16 protein-coding genes are annotated in these 17,710 nt (G+C 44.2%); 6 read left to right on the top strand and 10 right to left on the bottom strand.

What is annotated here, in order from left to right; all coding sequences use genetic code 11:
- Positions 1-24 precede the first annotated feature (24 nt).
- Positions 25-864: an AAA family ATPase gene (locus CEQ75_RS03735; protein WP_089609135.1), complete on the top strand. Its 840-nt coding sequence runs from the start codon at positions 25-27 to the stop codon at positions 862-864.
- A gap of 59 nt (positions 865-923) precedes the next feature.
- Here the strand turns inward: CEQ75_RS03735 and CEQ75_RS19180 are convergent, their stop codons facing one another.
- From CEQ75_RS19180 to pepF, 4 genes are all read right to left on the bottom strand, one after another.
- Positions 924-1,055: a hypothetical protein gene (locus CEQ75_RS19180; protein WP_257913218.1), complete on the bottom strand. Its 132-nt coding sequence runs from the start codon at positions 1,053-1,055 to the stop codon at positions 924-926.
- A 230-nt stretch (positions 1,056-1,285) separates the two neighbouring features.
- On the bottom strand, positions 1,286-3,460 hold the full coding sequence (locus tag CEQ75_RS03730) for a copper amine oxidase N-terminal domain-containing protein (protein ID WP_089609134.1): 2,175 nt from the start codon (positions 3,458-3,460) through the stop codon (positions 1,286-1,288).
- 142 nt (positions 3,461-3,602) lie between these two features.
- Positions 3,603-4,142: an FmdE family protein gene (locus tag CEQ75_RS03725; protein ID WP_089609133.1), complete on the bottom strand. Its 540-nt coding sequence runs from the start codon at positions 4,140-4,142 to the stop codon at positions 3,603-3,605.
- A 24-nt stretch (positions 4,143-4,166) separates the two neighbouring features.
- On the bottom strand, positions 4,167-5,966 hold the full coding sequence (gene pepF / locus CEQ75_RS03720) for an oligoendopeptidase F (protein WP_089609132.1): 1,800 nt from the start codon (positions 5,964-5,966) through the stop codon (positions 4,167-4,169).
- Between the two features lie 236 nt (positions 5,967-6,202).
- On the opposite strand from pepF, the gene CEQ75_RS03715 reads away from it, so the two are divergent.
- Positions 6,203-6,469: a DUF3243 domain-containing protein gene (locus tag CEQ75_RS03715; protein WP_242965446.1), complete on the top strand. Its 267-nt coding sequence runs from the start codon at positions 6,203-6,205 to the stop codon at positions 6,467-6,469.
- Positions 6,470-6,696: 227 nt separating this feature from the next.
- The gene (locus CEQ75_RS03710; protein ID WP_089609131.1) at positions 6,697-7,341 is read left to right on the top strand and encodes a YkgJ family cysteine cluster protein; all 645 of its coding nucleotides are present in this window, start codon (positions 6,697-6,699) and stop codon (positions 7,339-7,341) included.
- Here the strand turns inward: CEQ75_RS03710 and CEQ75_RS03705 are convergent.
- The 3 genes from CEQ75_RS03705 to CEQ75_RS03695 form a co-directional block, all read right to left on the bottom strand.
- Positions 7,318-7,893, bottom strand: a complete 576-nt coding sequence (locus CEQ75_RS03705; RefSeq protein ID WP_089609130.1) for an indolepyruvate oxidoreductase subunit beta — start codon at positions 7,891-7,893, stop codon at positions 7,318-7,320. The genes CEQ75_RS03710 and CEQ75_RS03705 overlap by 24 nt on opposite strands.
- A gap of 1 nt (position 7,894) precedes the next feature.
- On the bottom strand, positions 7,895-9,655 hold the full coding sequence (gene iorA / locus CEQ75_RS03700) for an indolepyruvate ferredoxin oxidoreductase subunit alpha (RefSeq protein WP_089609129.1): 1,761 nt from the start codon (positions 9,653-9,655) through the stop codon (positions 7,895-7,897).
- Between the two features lie 126 nt (positions 9,656-9,781).
- Complete coding sequence (locus CEQ75_RS03695) at positions 9,782-10,525, bottom strand: hypothetical protein (protein WP_089609128.1); 744 nt, start codon at positions 10,523-10,525, stop codon at positions 9,782-9,784.
- 123 nt (positions 10,526-10,648) lie between these two features.
- Between CEQ75_RS03695 and CEQ75_RS03690 the strand changes: the two genes are divergently transcribed.
- Positions 10,649-11,530 carry a YitT family protein gene (locus tag CEQ75_RS03690; protein ID WP_198306621.1) on the top strand — a complete coding sequence of 294 codons (882 nt, stop codon included), beginning with the start codon at positions 10,649-10,651 and terminating at the stop codon, positions 11,528-11,530.
- Between the two features lie 10 nt (positions 11,531-11,540).
- A complete protein-coding gene (locus CEQ75_RS03685; RefSeq protein WP_089609126.1) occupies positions 11,541-12,923 on the top strand; it encodes a uridine kinase family protein in 1,383 nt (460 codons plus the stop codon).
- A gap of 13 nt (positions 12,924-12,936) precedes the next feature.
- Here the strand turns inward: CEQ75_RS03685 and CEQ75_RS03680 are convergent, their stop codons facing one another.
- Both CEQ75_RS03680 and CEQ75_RS03675 read right to left on the bottom strand, forming a co-directional pair.
- Positions 12,937-14,259 (bottom strand): CCA tRNA nucleotidyltransferase, encoded by a 1,323-nt coding sequence (locus CEQ75_RS03680; protein WP_198306620.1) that lies wholly within the window; start codon positions 14,257-14,259, stop codon positions 12,937-12,939.
- On the bottom strand, positions 14,252-14,983 hold the full coding sequence (locus tag CEQ75_RS03675; protein WP_157677313.1) for a geranylgeranylglyceryl/heptaprenylglyceryl phosphate synthase: 732 nt from the start codon (positions 14,981-14,983) through the stop codon (positions 14,252-14,254). The genes CEQ75_RS03680 and CEQ75_RS03675 overlap by 8 nt, the downstream gene beginning before the upstream one ends.
- A gap of 194 nt (positions 14,984-15,177) precedes the next feature.
- On the opposite strand from CEQ75_RS03675, the gene typA reads away from it, so the two are divergent.
- Positions 15,178-17,001 (top strand): translational GTPase TypA, encoded by a 1,824-nt coding sequence (gene typA, locus CEQ75_RS03670; protein ID WP_089609123.1) that lies wholly within the window; start codon positions 15,178-15,180, stop codon positions 16,999-17,001.
- 79 nt (positions 17,002-17,080) lie between these two features.
- Here the strand turns inward: typA and glgP are convergent, their stop codons facing one another.
- Entirely contained in the window at positions 17,081-17,677 is a 597-nt protein-coding gene (gene glgP / locus CEQ75_RS19310; protein ID WP_338031996.1) for an alpha-glucan family phosphorylase, read from the bottom strand.
- Positions 17,678-17,710: the final 33 nt, after the last annotated feature.

Here is a 17,710-nt window from a genome sequence, read left to right as displayed (position 1 = left end):
GATACGATACAGCGGAGGTTTGAAATGCTGTCTATTGAGGAAATTAAAGAAAATTTAAAACGGGAAGACTATTTATGCGACCATAACCTGGCCACGATCTTAAGTTTATCTTCTCTCTTAAAAAAACCCCTTCTGTTAGAAGGTCCGGCAGGCGTTGGAAAAACAGAACTGGCCAAGTCCATGGCTCAGGCTTTTGATATGGAATTGATTCGACTCCAGTGTTATGAAGGGCTGGACGAACATCAGGCCCTTTATGAATGGAATTACCAAAAGCAGCTTTTATATTTGCAATCAACTACGAAAAATGATTCCAATTGGACTTCCGCCCAAAAGGATATCTTTTCTCCCGACTTTCTTCTGGCTCGTCCCTTGCTGAAAGCTTTTCTTTCAGAAAAACCGGTGGTGCTTTTGATTGATGAAATCGATAAAAGCGATGAAGAATTTGAAAGTTTTCTTTTGGAAGCTCTGTCTGATTTTCAGGTTACCATTCCCGAATTTGGCACGGTAAAAGCAAAATCCATCCCCATGATGTTTTTGACCAGCAATGGCTCCCGGGATTTCAGCGACGGCTTGAAACGCCGATGTGTCCATTATTTCATAGATTATCCTGACTTTGATCGGGAATTAGAAATTATCAAAACAAAAGTGCCGGGAATATCTGAAAAGCTGTCCCAGCAAATTGTGGATTTTATTCAGCAACTGCGTAAACAAAAGCTGCGCAAAAAACCCAGTATCGCCGAAACCCTGGACTGGGCAAAGGTATTGTTAGCTCTAAATATTGAATCGCTGGAGGACGAAAGAATTAAAGACACCTTCAATTTTATTCTAAAATATCAGGAAGACATTGCTTTAGTAACGTCATAGGACAGGCGAACGATTAACCTGGTTTTTCTTTTTAATCCATACCCCCATGATTGTTTCCGTTAAAAAGGTGGATTAGATTCTACCATGAGGGCAGGTGGCTTGAGCGCAGCCATGGATAGAGGCACTCCTGCTCCCAGGATCATTAACCCTGCCAATAAGGCAATCAATACCCGTATTTCGGCTCTTTTCATGATCAGCACGCTCCTTAAGTTATTTTTCCCTTAGCGAATTGTTTATTAGTTTGACGTATTATCTTGGCAATAGGTTCCATCTTTATCTTTAATAATATCTATTCTGAAAATTATGCCGGGTTGATGGCGGCAAACAAAACGTCCCCGTGGTAAACCCTATACGTGGAGCAAAAAAACACCCCGGCGTGCCACGCCGAGGTGTTTTTTTGTGATCCAATGAAAGGTCATGCTTAATAGGGGACAAATAGGAACATCACCGGCATATAAGATGAAACCGGAGGTGTGAAAAGGAACTCTGATTGATCATATTGATTCATAACCAGATTCATCACCGCTTGGGTACCGTTGGAAACAAAGCCGGTATTGGGCAGTCCATAAACAGAACCGTCCGGAAGCATTCCTGCACCCATAAACAAGCCACCCCGGGGATTTGTTAATAATCCCATTCTGGACCCGGCATTGATGACTAATTTATACATCAAGCCATAATTCCCCTTATTGATCACTTGCTGTCCGGTAATCGCATCCATTCCACCCAGATGATAATCGGAGTTGCTGTCGGCGAGAGAGAACCGTACCGGTTGATCCCCTGTTACATCCAATTGATAGGTTCGGTTAGCCCCAAAAAAAGTCCCTCTTTGGTGCACATCCCGCTCCAGAATTGGCAGACCGGCGCAGGTGGTTAAAACATCACTTCCGGCATCTACCATAACAAAGGTAAACTTCACATTCTCCGTCGTTGTTAAATCCATCATAGCATAGATGCTTTGATTTGTAGCAAGAATACCTCCGGCTCCGGATCCGTCCAATACGATAACCTGTCCCGGTGCCAAAGTATAGGAATCCTTTAAATTTGATGATAAAAACCGCGCCACTCCATTTTTGCCGATGGCTAAATCATCCGTGGATGGCCCGCCTGTTCCCTTCTTATTCACAGTAATCACAGTATTTTTCATGCCTGGATTTTCCGCCAAAATATAAACTTTCTTCTTGCCGGAGGAAACATTTTTATGTGAATAAATCAAGCGCACGGAACCGCATACCGTATCCTGATATAGGATCCCGCTTTCTTTTACTGTTTCCGGGCTGTTGGATATGATGAGCACCGTATCGTCGAAGCTTTTGGCAACAGGCTTGACAACCGGAAAGTTCAATGGGTTAATCCCGTTTAAGTTAACGATTTCCCCGGATAATGGGTAATGAAGGTTATATTCCAACTCCGTCATCACCACTTTATCGGTCACATTCAATTCTACGGTAAAGGGCTCCGACCATTTGCCACGGCCATCCTTCACCTTTAAGGTCACAGGTACCTTCCCTGCTTTAAAATAAGCCCTTTGTTTCCCCGTCCATTGGACTTCCGTGACCCCATCCCCATCCGGGTCAAAGCTTTCATCGGTAAAAGCAATGGTTACCCCTTGATCGATCGTGGTGCTTTGGAGAGAAAACTTGGCTACAGGAGGTACATTGGGTTTTTCCAGAACCTCAATGACTTGCAAATATTTAGAACTCCAGCCGCCCCGTCGGTCTTTAACCTCCAGGCTGACATAATAGGTGCCTGGGATGGCAAAGGAATCCTTTTTGTTTTGCCAATTCCATTCAACAATTTCATCTCCGTCCGGGTCAAAGCTCTCGTCAGTGTAAAGGATCGGTTCATCCACATAGACCTTGGTGCGGTCGGTGCTAAACTGAGCCACCGGCTTGGTATTAGGCTCGCCGATAATCTCAATGGTTTGCTCAAACCATTCACTCCAGGTTCCCCGGCTGTCCTTTACTTTTAGCGAAACCACATAGATCCCCGGATCGTAAAAGTATTCTTTCTGATTCATCCAGAGCCGATCCACAATGGCATCACCATCCGGATCTGTGCTTAAATCCTGATAAACAATTTCTTCCCCCACGTCAGCTACCGTTTTGTTCACGGTAAAATTACTTTGAGGCGGATTATTGGGTCGGGAAATGGTAATCTTTTTCGTTTGATTCTCGTAATCTACCTGACAGCCAAAGGCCTGGGCAATAAATCTCAGGGGTACCAAGGTTCTCCCATCTTTGATTTTAGGAGGTATGATTAACCCTTGATCCTCTCCATTCACCTGAGCCGTGGTTTTTCCCACCTCGAGAATAACTTGGCTCACTCCCTGCTTCATGGTAATCCGGCGATTTTCCGGGGACCAATGCACCGTACTGCCCAGGGCTTCCCCCACAAATCTCATCGGTACCAGGGTAACTCCTTGATCCACCAATGCCGGCACATCCAACATCGCAGGCCGCTGATCCAAATAAGCCAAACGGTCATTGACCGTCAGGGTAATGGATGCCGCAATACTCCCAGTGGCCAGCACCCCTCCCCCTAACACACTGCACCATAAAAAAATAACCAACCCTGCAAAACCAAATTTTTTCATGCCTTACGTTCCCTTTCTTCCATACGTCTGTCTAACAAGAAGTCAAATATTTTCTTGTTGATGCCAAAATTATCTTTTATCTTAGACGCTCTTCAGACTCTTTTTGTTCCCGAAAGAACAATCTTAGCAAGCGAAGATTATTTTACCATCCTCTTTGATAATCATGAAAGCAGGCCAGACAAACTATCTTACCGTCTTCCAAGCGTGCTCTGGCTTCGGACAGTTTTTCCCCGCAAGACTCACATTCTACCGATAAAAAGATGCGGGCCTCTTCCGGCAGAGGTAAACTCACATTTTCTATTTTACAAAAATCCTCCGCCGGAGCAGAGAGGATCATCTCCCTCCGCGCTTCCCGATCATCACGATCTACAGGTAATTGAGAGGGATCAACATAAACCCGTACTCCCCGACCTGTTTTCCGATTACCAATGGTAAAGGCTTGTTTACCGTGATTTTTATAAAGCAAATTTCCTTTGCCGATGCTGCAACCGGCAATAACTTGAATGGCATCAACGCTGCAGGCATCCGTCTCTACAATGGCTACCAATTCTTCATCCTCGGCCCGGTCTACGCCCAACTTCTCCAAGGCAAGCACCGCCGCCCGAAAACCGATAGCCAGCCCGGGGCAGCTGTGACCGTGGAAGGCTACTGCCTCCTGCCATAATTTTTTATCATAACCCATAGTCTCTCCCCTTTCTAAATATATTTAAACCATTTTTTCCATTTCCACCAGCATCTCCTCAAATACTTTCAAGGCTTGCTCGATGGGATGGGGCTCATTCATATCCACGCCCGCTTTTTGTAAAAGATTAATGGGATAATCACTGCCTCCGCTTTGCAGAAACTTCAGGTAACGATCCACCGCCGGCTGACCCTCCTCCAGGATGCCCTGAGCTAAGGCGGAAGCGGCAGAAAAACCGGTGGCATATTTATAGACATAAAAAGCATTATAAAAATGGGGAATGCGCGCCCATTCCAAAGCAATTTCCTGATCCATCGCCATATCCGGACCGTAATAGTCTTGATTTAATTGATAATAAATTTCTGAGAAAGCTTCGGTGGTTAAAGGTTCACCGGCCTCAGCCTTTTCATGAATAATCTTTTCAAATTCCGCAAACATGGTTTGGCGGAAAACCGTTCCCCGGAATTCCTCCAGATAATGATTAATCAGATACATTTTTTGTTTTTCATCAGCCGCATTGGCCAATAAATATTTGGTGAGCAGAGTTTCATTGACGGTAGAAGCCACCTCGGCCACAAAAATCTTGTAATAAGAATAAATATAGGGCTGGGTCTGCCATGAATAATAAGAGTGCAGAGAATGTCCCAGCTCATGGGCCAGGGTAAAAACATTGTCCAAATTGTTTTGGTAGTTCATCAGTACATAAGGATGAGTGCCGTATGCGCCCCAGGAATAGGCCCCGGAAGTCTTGCCCTCGTTCTCCATCACATCCACCCAACCGTTACGGATGCCTTGCTTTAAATCAGTCAGATAAATTTCTCCCAAAGGTGCCAGCCCCTTTTCAACCATGGTTACAGCTTCCTCGTAGGGGATTTTGCTTTTCATTTCTTTGACTAAAGGAGCATAAATATCATACATGTGAAGCTCCGGAAGCCCAAGCAGCCTTTTTCTCAAGGCGACATAACGATAAAAAAGCCCTAAATGGCTGCGCACTGTTTTAATTAGATTGTCATAAACTCGCACCGGTATATTGTCATCATAGAGGGATGCTTCCAGGGCGGATCCGTATTTATGGACCCGGGCATAGAAAATATCCTTTTTCACACTAGCATTTAATAAAGCCCCTAAGGTGTTTTTTTGTTTGCCATAGGTATCATACAGGCCTTTAAAGGCATCCATACGCACCTGTCGCTCCTCACTTTCCATGAACTTAATATAGTTGCCGTGGGTGATCGCCACCCGGTCTCCTTCTTCATCGGTAATTTCTGGAAACTTAATATCCGCATTATTGAGCATACTGAAAATATTTTTCGGACCGGCGCCCAATTCCCCGGACATGGCAATAATCTCTTCTTCCCGGGGAGATAAGGTATGCTCCTTCATGCGCAGAATTTCTTCCAAATAAAACTGATATAAGGAAAGCCCCGGTTCCCGGTTTAAATATTCATTCAAAGTTTCAGAATCAATGGCCAGAATCTCCGGCTGAATAAAGGACAAGGCTTCCCCAATAGCCACCATCAGCCCTTGGGCCCGATCCTTCATTCCCTGGTATTTTGAGTTGGCATTGTTTTCATCTTTCCTCATATTGGCATAAACAAATACCTGATCAGAAATCTGTCCGATCTCATCCTGTAATCTAAGACAACCTAACAAGGACTGGGGCGAATCTCCCAATTTGTTACGGAATCCCTCCATGCGGGGCAAAATTTCTTTGATCTTGGCAAAATCCTTTTCCCACTGCCCATCATCAGCGTAAATTTCCTCTAAACGCCATTTATATTCCTTAGGAATCTCTTCCCTTTGCTTCAGCTTTTTATCTTCCATAGATCATGCCACTCCTTTCCATACTTTAGCTTAACATACGCCCCGTTTTCTGGAAAGACTTTTTAGGTTTTTTTAGCAAGCTTTCTTTCTTCGGGGCGCTCACATTTTTCATTTTCCCCTGTCTTTTTTGATCTGATGCACCAAATCCCAAATTCCCAATCCGAAATGCATGTAAATCTATTTTCGTGAAATACTATAGACATGCTAAAAAAGGGAGGCGAGTACAATTGCAAGAAATGAAACAAATGCTAGATAGGTTGGATACTTCTTCCTGGGAGCAGTATAAACACTCTTTAGGAGAAGCGATGGAATTTGCTAATGATATGGGCATCTCAGAAGATGAAATTACCCAGCTTGCTCAAACTTTCGGTAGTTACCTGGCCAATAATATTAGTCCGGATATTCCTGAGAACAAGGCTTTGAAAGAACTTTGGGAAGTAGCAACTCCTGAGGAACAAGCAACTCTCACGAGCTTAATGATTAAATTAGCCAAGAATAGTTAGCGGAATTTATGAAAAGGGAGCGTTTCGGCGCCCTCTTTTTATTTTGCTTTCATAAAATATAAGTTCTTAAAGGTTGAAAGTATAAGTGTAAATAAGGCTTCTCCTCAGCCTACGGCTTAGACAAGCCAAGTTTTCTATTCTTCCGCATTATATCGAAGCAGGAAAAAAAGAAAATTTGCAGAAAAAATATAAAAAGAATCAGGACCTGCGTCTGGAAAGGAATTCTTATGAATATCAATGTTTTCTTGGCTCAATTTGATGATGCCTTCGGCTATGATTTAGAAATATTAGATGAGAACGCTACGATTCAAGACTATTTGAATGCTTTAAATCAGTTCCAGGAAAAATATGTGGAGAATTGCAAAGGCTGTGACGGGTGCTGCTATGAGCGGATTCCCCTCACCTCAATCGACATCCTTACATATTTGAAAGATCCCACCCTTCCCCTCACTCCCTTTATTCATCAATACTGTAAAGTTACCGGTACCGGACCGGTGCTGGACATCTGCTTAAAAAGAAACCCCGATCAATCCTGTATTTTTTTAGACCGGGAACAAAAAATCTGCCGCCGTCACCCCGCCCGCTCCTTTGTTTGTCAATCCTTTGTATGTCTCCCCCATTCCGAAGAAGCCGGCCAATTAAGAGATCTCATTCTCAATGTGGGGGAAGACGATCTGGTGCACCGCTATCTAAATGAGGCCAAAGAAAAGGGAACAGCCCCAGTTATTCATGAAAATAACGAAGCTGCTCCCTCATTAATTGATTATCCCGCTACCATTTTTACTGGAAAAAGAAACTATGATGAAATCCGGATAAAAGATGTGCTTCCCGAAAATCTCTGGCAGAAATTATACATTCATCCCCGCCTCTAATGCCTTCAGATTGAGATCATGTACCTTTTCCGGGAGATGATCTCTTACAAGTTCGCTCCATTCAACATGGTCCAGCTCCAGAGCTTTGATTAAGGCACCTAGCAATATCATATTCTGCGTCTTGATGTTGCCCAATTCTTCCGCCATAGATACGGCATCAAAGGCCTTAACATGTTCCACCTGTTCCCGGATCTTGTCAATGATATTTTCCGGATAGGCCTGTTGACCGATTAAGACGGGCAGGGAATAGATCTCATGATCGTTGATCAAAAGTTTCCCTCCTTTTTTTAAGTGGGGCAGACTGCGTAAGGCCTCTACCTTCTCAAAAGCGAGAATTACATCTGCCTCCCCCCGGTCAATGATAGGGGAATAAACCTTTTCCCCATATCTTATCTGGGTGGTCACACTGCCGCCCCTTTGTGCCATACCGTGGATTTCGGACATTTTTACATCATAGCCTAATTGTATTAAGCCCTCGGATAAAATCTTCGAGGCAAGAATAATCCCCTGACCCCCAACGCCGACTAATAAAACGCTCTTCGTCTCAGACATTCTACTCACCCACCTTTTCAATGGCATCAAATTTACATACCTGACGGCATAAGGTACACCCATTACAAGAGGCCTGATCAATGTTCATCTGATCATTTTTAAAGGAAATGGCAGGGCAGCCAATGCGCAGACAAGATTTGCATTTGGTACATTTCTCCTGGTCGATGACACAATGAAGTTGGGCCCGTTTTTTCTGTACCGGTTTCAGCAGAGCACAGGGTTGCTTGGTAATAATAACAAAAGGTTCTGTGGCATCATAAGCTTCCTGTACCGCTTTTTTGGTTGCCGTCAAATCATAGGGATCTACCACCCGAATATTTTTCTCTTGTATGCCTACCGCTTTCACCAATCCTTCAATATCAATCACCGGCGCCGGTTTACCTTGCAGGGTTTTCCCCGTACCGGGATTTTCCTGATGGCCGGTCATGGCGGTAATACTATTATCCAGAATTACCGTCACCATGGGCGTATTATTATAAACAGCATCAATTAATCCTGTAATGCCGGAATGATAAAAGGTGGAATCTCCAATGAAGCCAAAAACCTTATCTGTCCTTCCTCCTTGCATGGCAGCCCGTTTAAAGCCCAGTCCGGCAGATATACCGGCACCCATACAGATCACAATATCCGTCACATTTAAAGGCGGGGCCATGCCTAAGGTATAACAACCGATATCTCCGGTGGCGATGACATCCTTATGCTTGCTGACCGCATAGAATATTCCCCGGTGGGGACATCCGGCACATAAAACAGGGGGTCTGGCCGGTATGGTCAGATCCGTTTGATAAGATGCGGTTTTTTTACTGGGCAGCAAGGCTTGACGAATAATCTGGGGCGTTAATTCGCCGCAACGGGGAATGAATTCCTTGCCGATACAGTTGATCCCTAAAGCCCGAACTGCGTTTTCCAAATATGGCTCACCCTCTTCAACCACATAAAGCTTGTCCACGGCCTTGGCAAAGCTCTTGATCATTTTATCCGGCAGAGGGTGACTAAATCCAATTTTCAGATAAGAAGCTTTGTCTCCAAAGACTTCTTTCGCATGCTGGTAGGATATACCGCTGGTAATGATACCGATTTTTTTCTTGCCCCATTCAATGCGGTTCAAGGTCGAACGGTTGGCATAAGCCTGAAGGGCTAGAAGCCTCTCCTCAACATCAAAATGTCTTACTTTGGAATGAGCGGGAACCATAATATATTTCTTAATATTTTTTTGGTAATCCTTAACTCCTACTTCCACTCTTTCCCCTAATTCCACCAGACTCTTGCTATGACAGACCCGGGTAGAAACACGGAATAAAACCGGGGTATCAAATTGTTCGCTGAGGGCAAAAGCCTCTTTGACAAAATCCTTGCATTCCTGGCTGTCAGAGGGCTCCAGCATCGCCACCTTGGCAAAGGGGGCATAAAGCCTGTTATCCTGCTCATTTTGAGAACTGTGGGTTCCCGGATCATCTGCCGAGACCAGCACCAAACCTCCGTTAACACCTTCATAAGCAATGGTGAATAATGGATCCGCCGCCACATTTAATCCCACATGCTTCATAGCTGCCAAAGAGCGAGCTCCCCCAATGGAGGAACCACAAACGACCTCTACCGCCACTTTTTCATTAGGCGCCCACTCAGCATAAATCTCCTGATACTGGGCAATATTCTCCAGAATTTCTGTACTTGGTGTGCCTGGGTACGCTGCTGCGACCAAACATCCCGCTTCAAAAGCGCCGCGGGCGATGGCTTCATTCCCGGACATGATTTTCTTCATCCCTTTTCCTCCTCACAATCACACTCATCTTAAATATATCGTAAAAAATGCTTTGCTTTCTTGCTATCTACTAAAGCCTATAAAATATATTTTACCATATCGTAATAGGTTTCCTCAATCCTTCTTTTACTTGGGAAATTGAGCCATTAGTTGGCATAACCGTTCATAAACTCCATCCATAAAAGGCATAAACTCATCTTCTACCAGATCCCGAGCCTCTGCCAAAACTTCGGCCATCGCCGGAGGGTCAGCTTGGTATATGCCATGTCTTTTTTGCAATTGCAGGGCATATTTCTCCGCTAAATGCAGGGGGGTGACCTCATTCAAACAAAAAAATTCAGGCATTTTCAGAAAAGCTGCTTTAATTTTCCCCCGGTCAATCTGAAAATATTTTCCTAAAATCATGGAGCAATCCTCGATGGCATCTTTATCTGCCAATGCTTCCTGAAAATCTTGCAGCAAATAGGGATATCGTTCGGCGGTAATGACATCATAGGTCATTTCAATAAAATTATGAGCTTTCCATAAACCCATTTGTTTGGGAATCCCGCAGGTTTTTACCACCTGATCTACAATTATGGAGCCCCGCTGGAAACAATATCCCTGGTTTTGTCCAGCAAAAGACTGATCAGCATAAAAATCCAGTCCCTGGGGATTGGCGCCATGACTGATCACTCCTCGGGCAAAATCAAGGTGTTCCTGATAATGATTATGGCAAAATCGATAAAAATCCAGACCCATCTCATGGGTCTCATCCCGATGGAGACCAATCACGTTGGCCAGGTCAGGAAAAACGCTGCCCAGAATCGCCCTGGCTCCAGGATTCTCGATTAATTTTTGAGCCGTCAGTGAATGGGTCAAGGGAAACATAATAAATTCTCCTTTAGATTTTAATATTTTGTTCTTTAAAAAAATTTGCTGTCCAGGTGCTTGATAAACAACTTCAATACTACTATTATATAGGCAAATGACATGAAAAGGATAGTGATACTTGTGAAAGTCAAAGAAGTCGGGCGAGATATAATTTTAATTATCTTAAGCTCGATCTTTATCGCCCTTGCAGTAAATGTTTTTATAATGCCCAACCATCTGGTCTCCGGGGGTATCTCCGGTTTGGCCATTATGACCAACCATTTTACTGCCTGGTCGGTAGGACTTTTAATTACCCTTTATAACATTCCCATTATGATATGGGCACGAAAGGAATTAAACATTCGTTTCATCACTTATACCATTCTCGCCATCTCCCTCCAATCAATTTTATTGGAGTATGTCAACCCAACAACATATACCAACGATCCCTTGCTGGCCAGCATTTTTGGCGGGATTCTTATGGGCGTGGGGGGTGGCATTATTATCCGTCAGTCCGGTTCCTCCGGTGGGATTGACGTCGTTGGCATTGTCTTACGAAAAAGACTGGGTATCAGTATCGGAACAGTGTCCTCTCTGTCCAACCTGTTTATCATTGGGATGGCAGCTTTAATCTTTGGCTTGGAACCGGCAATGTACAGCATCATCAGTATCTTGGTCAGCGGATTATCCGTCGATCTGGTACTGAAAGGATTAAACACAAAGCTTACCGCTATGATCGTTTCTAACTATTCCCATGAGATCAAAGATGCCATTATGAATCAGCTGAACCGTGGGGTAACCCTGATGCATGGCAGAGGAGGTTTTCAACAAATTGATAAAGATGTAATCTTTTGTGTCGTCAATCAATTTGAATTGGCCCGTTTAAAGGACCTGGTTTTAAGCATCGATGCTCATGCTTTTATGACCATTTCCGAAACCACCGAGGTGCTGGGGCGCTTCACTGAGCATTCCTTCCTCTGGAAAAACAATATGCAAGCACCCCCCGAAATAATTAAAGAATGAAGGTGAAAAAATGCAAGAAACTCATTTGAATTTATCCCGGCAAACCGTTAAATTAATCCTGATTAAAACGGTGCAAGATCTATTTCCCGATGACACCCTAAAGATCGCTTACTCCATCCCCGAGGGGGTTTTTTGCCGTCTGCTAAACTCGGCCCTCTCCATCCGCGAAGTAAAGCAATTAAATTTGAAACTCCAGGAGGAAGTACGGCAGGACCTTAAGATCTCTCTTTTAAAATATGAACATGGCTATTATCACTATCAAATCAACGATCGGATAATTAAAACGATCTATCCGGCTCATGACCATACCTCATTGGTGGAACCTTTTCAGGTAATTCCCTTTTACGACGGTTTTATCGTGAATTTTTCCCAAAGAGATCAGGACTTACCCTTGATCCTTCCGGAAAAATTAGCAGCAACCTATGAAGAATCCCAGAAAGGTTTAGAGAATATTAACCTGGAATTGGTTAGCGATATCAATGAGTATATCAGTTCCGGCAGAACTTTGGAACTAATCAGCCTGGCAGAAGCCCTGCAAGAAAAGAAAATCGTTAATATTGCGGATATGATCTTAAGCCAACGGCGCAGAATACGGGTCATTTTGATTTCCGGCCCATCCTCATCAGGCAAAACATCTTTTACCCGGCGGCTTGCCATTCAGCTAAGGGTGAATGGTCTCAAGCCTATCTCCCTGGGCGTGGACGATTACTTTGTGGAGCGTGAACAGACGCCTCGTGATGAAAACGGTAATTATGATTTTGACACCATCAAAGCTCTGGACGTGGCCCTTTTACAAAAACATATCAAAGAATTGATCAAAGGTGAAACGGTTGAGACACCTCTTTTCGATTTTCTTACCGGAACACGTAAAAAAGAGACAAAAACCATGCGTTTGAACGATGATGAAATCCTCATTATTGAAGGAATTCATGCCCTAAATCCCAAATTAATTCCTTCCGGTAATAAAAATGTTTTTTATAAGATTTATATCAGCGCTCTTTTCGAGCTCAATGTAGATCTTATCAACAGAACCCCTACGACAGAGGTACGGATGATCCGGCGTATGGTCAGAGATGCCCGTTCCAGGGGCTTCTCCCCTGAAAATACCTTGAAACAATGGCCCAGTGTACGTCGGGGTGAAAATAACAATGTCTTTAAATATCAGGAAGAAGCGGATGTCATGATTAATTCCAGCTTGATCTATGAAATGAATGCCCTTAGTGCATTGGCTCCGCCAATCTTGGAAGAGATCAAAAAAGACAGTCCCTATTATGATATAAAAGAACGACTCATAAGTCTATTATCCTTTTTTCAGCCTATGGATACGGCACAAATTCCCTTCAATTCTATCCTGAGAGAATTCATCGGTAACAGTATTTGTTTTCCGGAATAATTACATCTTACCCTTAAAAAATTGGCCTGAACCCTCGGGCCAGTTTTTTAAGCTCCTTTGAAGAATTAATCCCGGGGTTTTCCTGCACTTTTTCTAAAAGCAGGTGCAGTGCTTTGCCGATCTCCGGTCCCGGCGGATAGCCTATCTCGATCAGATCCTTCCCCCCAATGGCCAAATCCTTCAGGGAAATTGGCTCCTGGGTAGCCAGAATTCGGTTGATCTCCTTTTTTATTACTTCAATGCTTAATGAATCCTGGGAAGAAGAGCAAGCTTTGAGATCAGCAGCCTGCAAATCCAAAAGGCGCTCCATATTTTCTTTTCCCAGCCGATTAAGCATTCTTTTCAATGCTTTTCCTTTCATCGGGGAGAGATGATGCATATGTTCACCTACTAAAAGAGTGACCTGATCCTTTGTTTTGCGGTCCCACTTCAGTCGTGACATGATCTCATCAGTCATTTTTTGACTCTGCAGCTCGTGACCGTAAAAATGCCCTACCTCCTTTTCATCTAAAGAAAAGGTTACAGGTTTACCGATATCATGAAAAAGTGCTGCCAGGCGCAGGATCAAATCAGGAGATGTCTTCTCCAGCACCGTCATAATGTGGTGAAAAACATCCTGATTATGATGAGGATTCCTTTGTTCAAAGCCGAAACAGTTTTCCAACTCCGGCAAAATATACTTTAACAGACCGGTCTGATGAAGAAGATTAAAACCGGATGCCGGCTGCTCACTGATCAGAATTTTAATCAATTCTTCCCGAATTCTTTCCGGCGCCACCCTTTCAATCAAATAAGCCTGGGGAAATATCGCCTCTAAGGTCTTTTTTTCGATTTCAAAACCAAGCTGACAATGGAAGCGAATGCCCCGGATCATCCGTAAAGGATCTTCCCGGTATCTATTACAGGGCTGACCAATCCCTTTGATTTTTCCCCCAAGAAGGTCCGGCAGGCCACCTACCAGATCAATTAATTCTTTGCCGTCAAAAAGCAAACCATTAATAGTAAAATCCCGAGCCGAAACATCCTCCCTGACCGTATTTTTTTCAACCTGGGCCTTTAGTGCGGAGTCCCGCGCGCGAAAGGTGGTTACCTCCACTCCAAGGGATTCCTCAATCACCGTCACGGTACCGAAAGGAAGACCCGTTTCTACCACTTTGGGAAACAGTTTTTTCACCTCTTCGGGGGTTCCTGCCGTGCAGATATCAAAATCCTGGGGGATTTTGCCCATTAGAAGATCCCGTACCGCCCCGCCCACCAAAAAACTTTCATAACCATGGAACTGAAGGGTTTCCAAAGTCCTCCATACACTTTCCGGTATTTTATCCTTATCAATCATGATACGCCTCTTGTAAAAAAGATTTTTTACTCCTGTGATCCAATATTTCCATAAGTTTTTGGGGTTGCCGGTAAATGAGATTACCGATAATAATGGTATCGGCAAGAGATCCCATTTCCTCCGCCTGTGGGACACTCTCAATACCGCCCCCATAAAAGATGTGCGCTTTTTTCCGTCTTTCTTTTAATGCTTTCAGCCAATCCGGATTTCCATAGCGGCCGCTGTATTCAACATATAAAATAGGCAAGGCATACACCTCCTCGATCAATGTCTGATAGGCCAGGAGGTCCTCCCGGTCGGGAACAATCGCCTGTGTACGCCGGGCAGCGGCACTATCGGGATTGCAAATTACATAAGCCTCAACTAAAACCTGTGACCAATTGATCAGATGTCCCAAAGCTTTGATACCTGTTAAATGCTGCCCGATAAACCAGTCCCGATGCCCGGCATTCAAAACCACCGGTAACAGGTAACCGTCCACGTTGACAGAAACCGCCTGAAGTTCAGAAATTTCCTGAATCAATGGTCCCTCATAATCCGCATCATGTATTATCTGGAGAAGCACCTCCGTATTATCCCGGGTAATATTCTGGGTCCCCCCGACAATAACCGCATCAATCCCGCTATAAGAAAGGATTTCTTTTAAAATATCTTCCCTGATCTTCTTATCAGGATCTAGTTTTAGTATTATTCCCCAATCCCGCCAATTAACATCTTGCCACATCCCAAACCTCATCCCTTTCTCGCTTCAGCGTATTATCTACAGGTGGCAGCCATAAATCACTGCTCTGAACACACTCATATGTAAAAATAATCTGGGAAAAATAACATTAATTTAACGAAACTAAAAGTAAGAAATGTTGTAACCGGGAAAATAAGTTGTTATACTATAGGGAGCCCAATTTTAGGAGGAATTTTATGGCACCAAACATTCGCAATATTGCCATTATTGCCCACGTAGACCATGGCAAGACCACATTAGTAGATGGTATGCTTCGACAAAGCGGTATTTTTCATGAGAACGAAGCTGTAGCAGAAAGAGTGATGGATTCCAATCCCCTTGAAAAAGAAAGGGGTATTACTATTTTAGCAAAGAATACCGCTGTCACCTATAAAAATACGAAAATAAATATTCTGGACACCCCCGGTCATGCTGACTTTGGCGGTGAGGTAGAACGTGCCTTATCGATGGTGGACGGTGTTTTATTAATAGTAGATGCTTTTGAAGGTCCCATGCCTCAAACAAAGTTCGTTTTAAGAAAAGCTTTGGAACTTAATTTAAAACCGGTTGTGGTCGTTAATAAAATTGACCGGCCGGATGCCCGGCCTCATGAGGTCATTGACCAAGTATTCGATTTATTTGTGGAACTGGGCGCTTCAGAAGAGCAATTAGATTTTCCCATTGTCTACACCTCAGCCCGTTCCGGAACAGCCCAGGGAGAGATGGAAGATACGGGGGAAAACCTGGAACCCCTCTTTGAAACCATCATTGATCACGTTTCCCCTCCTCAAGTAGCAGAAGGACCCTTTCAAATGAGAGTAGCCAACTTAGACCATGACAACTATCTGGGGAAATATGCTATCGGGAAAATAAACCGAGGCTCTGTTAAATCAGGGGATAGTGTCTCCCTGATCAGGCACGACGGGAAGGTTGAACGGCAAAAAATTGCCAAGCTCTTTGTCTATCAGGGCTTGAAAAAAACAGAAGTCCCTTCCGCAACCGCCGGAGAAATTATCGCTTTATCCGGGATTGATGATGTCAACATCGGCGAAACAATTACTGAAGCGGATCATCCCGATGCTTTGCCTGTGATCACCGTGGACGAACCTACCCTCTCGATGACCTTTTCCGTAAATAACAGTCCTTTAGCCGGTCAGGATGGTACTCATATTACCTCCCGTAGGCTTCGGGAAAGACTTTATCGTGAAATTATCTCTAATGTCAGCCTTCGGGTAGAAGATACAGAAAGCACAGATGCCTGGCAGGTTTCCGGCCGCGGGGAACTCCATCTCTCCATTCTGATTGAAAATATGCGTCGAGAAGGATACGAGCTGCAGGTTTCCAAGCCCCAGGTAATCTACAAAAAAATCGACGGAAAGCTTTTAGAACCTATCGAACACCTGATGCTTGATATTCCTGAAGAGTTTATGGGACCGGTGATGGAAAATCTGGGACGCAGAAAAGCAGAAATGACTAATATGGTCTCCAGCGGTACAGGAAACGTTCGTCTGGAATTTAAGATTCCTGCCCGAGGTCTGATCGGCTTTCGTTCCGAGCTTTTAACCCAAACCAGAGGGAATGGGATTATGAACCATATTTTTGACGGTTATCAGCCATATAAAGGAGACATCAGCACCCGCTATTCAGGTTCCCTGATCGCTTGGGAAGATGGAGAAGCCACCACTTATGGTCTTTTAGCTGTGGAGGATCGAGGGACCCTCTTTATTGTACCCGGTACCACGGTTTATGAAGGCATGGTAGTGGGTGTAGGCAATCGGGAACAGGACGTGGAGATTAATGTTTGCAAAAAGAAGCATTTAACAAATATGCGCTCTTCTACTGCCGACGAAACCACAAAGCTCAAAGAACCCCGCCTCCTGTCTCTGGAAGAGGCCATTGAATTTATCTCTGATGATGAACTGGTAGAGATTACCCCGAAAAATGTTCGCATCCGCAAGAAATATTTAAAGAGAAATGAACGGGCAAAAGCTCAAAAAGAAGCAAATATTTTGAAATTTTAGAGGCAGGGGCTGTTGCACCATGAACCGACCGGTTCCAAGTAAAGTGCAGCAGCCCCTTTATTTTACAATATCTTTAGATTTACTGGGTGATCTGGGGCTGATGTTCAATTTCCAGCCAACCGGGATAAATATATGGAGCTACCTCCCAGTAATCCAGTGCCTGGAAGGTGGGCCGGTACATCACATCATAATATTCTCTGATCATCCGAGCGGAGGAAAATTGCCACTGGGCCATATCAATACTGGAAAGCATCATTTCCTTCCAGCGTTCCCGATCCTGATAATAGGTGGGCAGGATTTCACGGAAGAGTACCTGGTACAATTCCTGAAGATCTTTTTCATCCTGATCCCAAACTTCTGACTGTCGGGCGGCTTGTTCCAAAAGCCAACCACTGACACCATGCTGCGGTCCTTCTGCCACCCAGCCATCTACGACACTAAAGTTCAGTACCCCATTCATGGCGGCTTTAATCCCCGAGGTACCGCTGGCTTCAAATGGACGCCGCGGATTATTGAGCCAAACGTCGCAGCCCCGTACCAGGAGCTTGGCTACTTCCATATTATAATTTTCTAAAAAGACCACCCGATTCCCATATTTCTGATCCATTTTAACCAAATCAGCAATAATATCTTTGCCTAGTTGGTCATTGGGATGGGCCTTGCCGGAAAAAATCAACTGCAGCTTCCCATGGGAAATAAAAGGTTCCAG

This window comes from Dehalobacterium formicoaceticum (assembly GCF_002224645.1).
Lineage (GTDB): Bacteria > Bacillota > Dehalobacteriia > Dehalobacteriales > Dehalobacteriaceae > Dehalobacterium > Dehalobacterium formicoaceticum.
The sequence above is the reverse complement of the archived record's forward strand: the minus strand, read 5'-3'. Positions and strand labels throughout refer to the sequence as shown.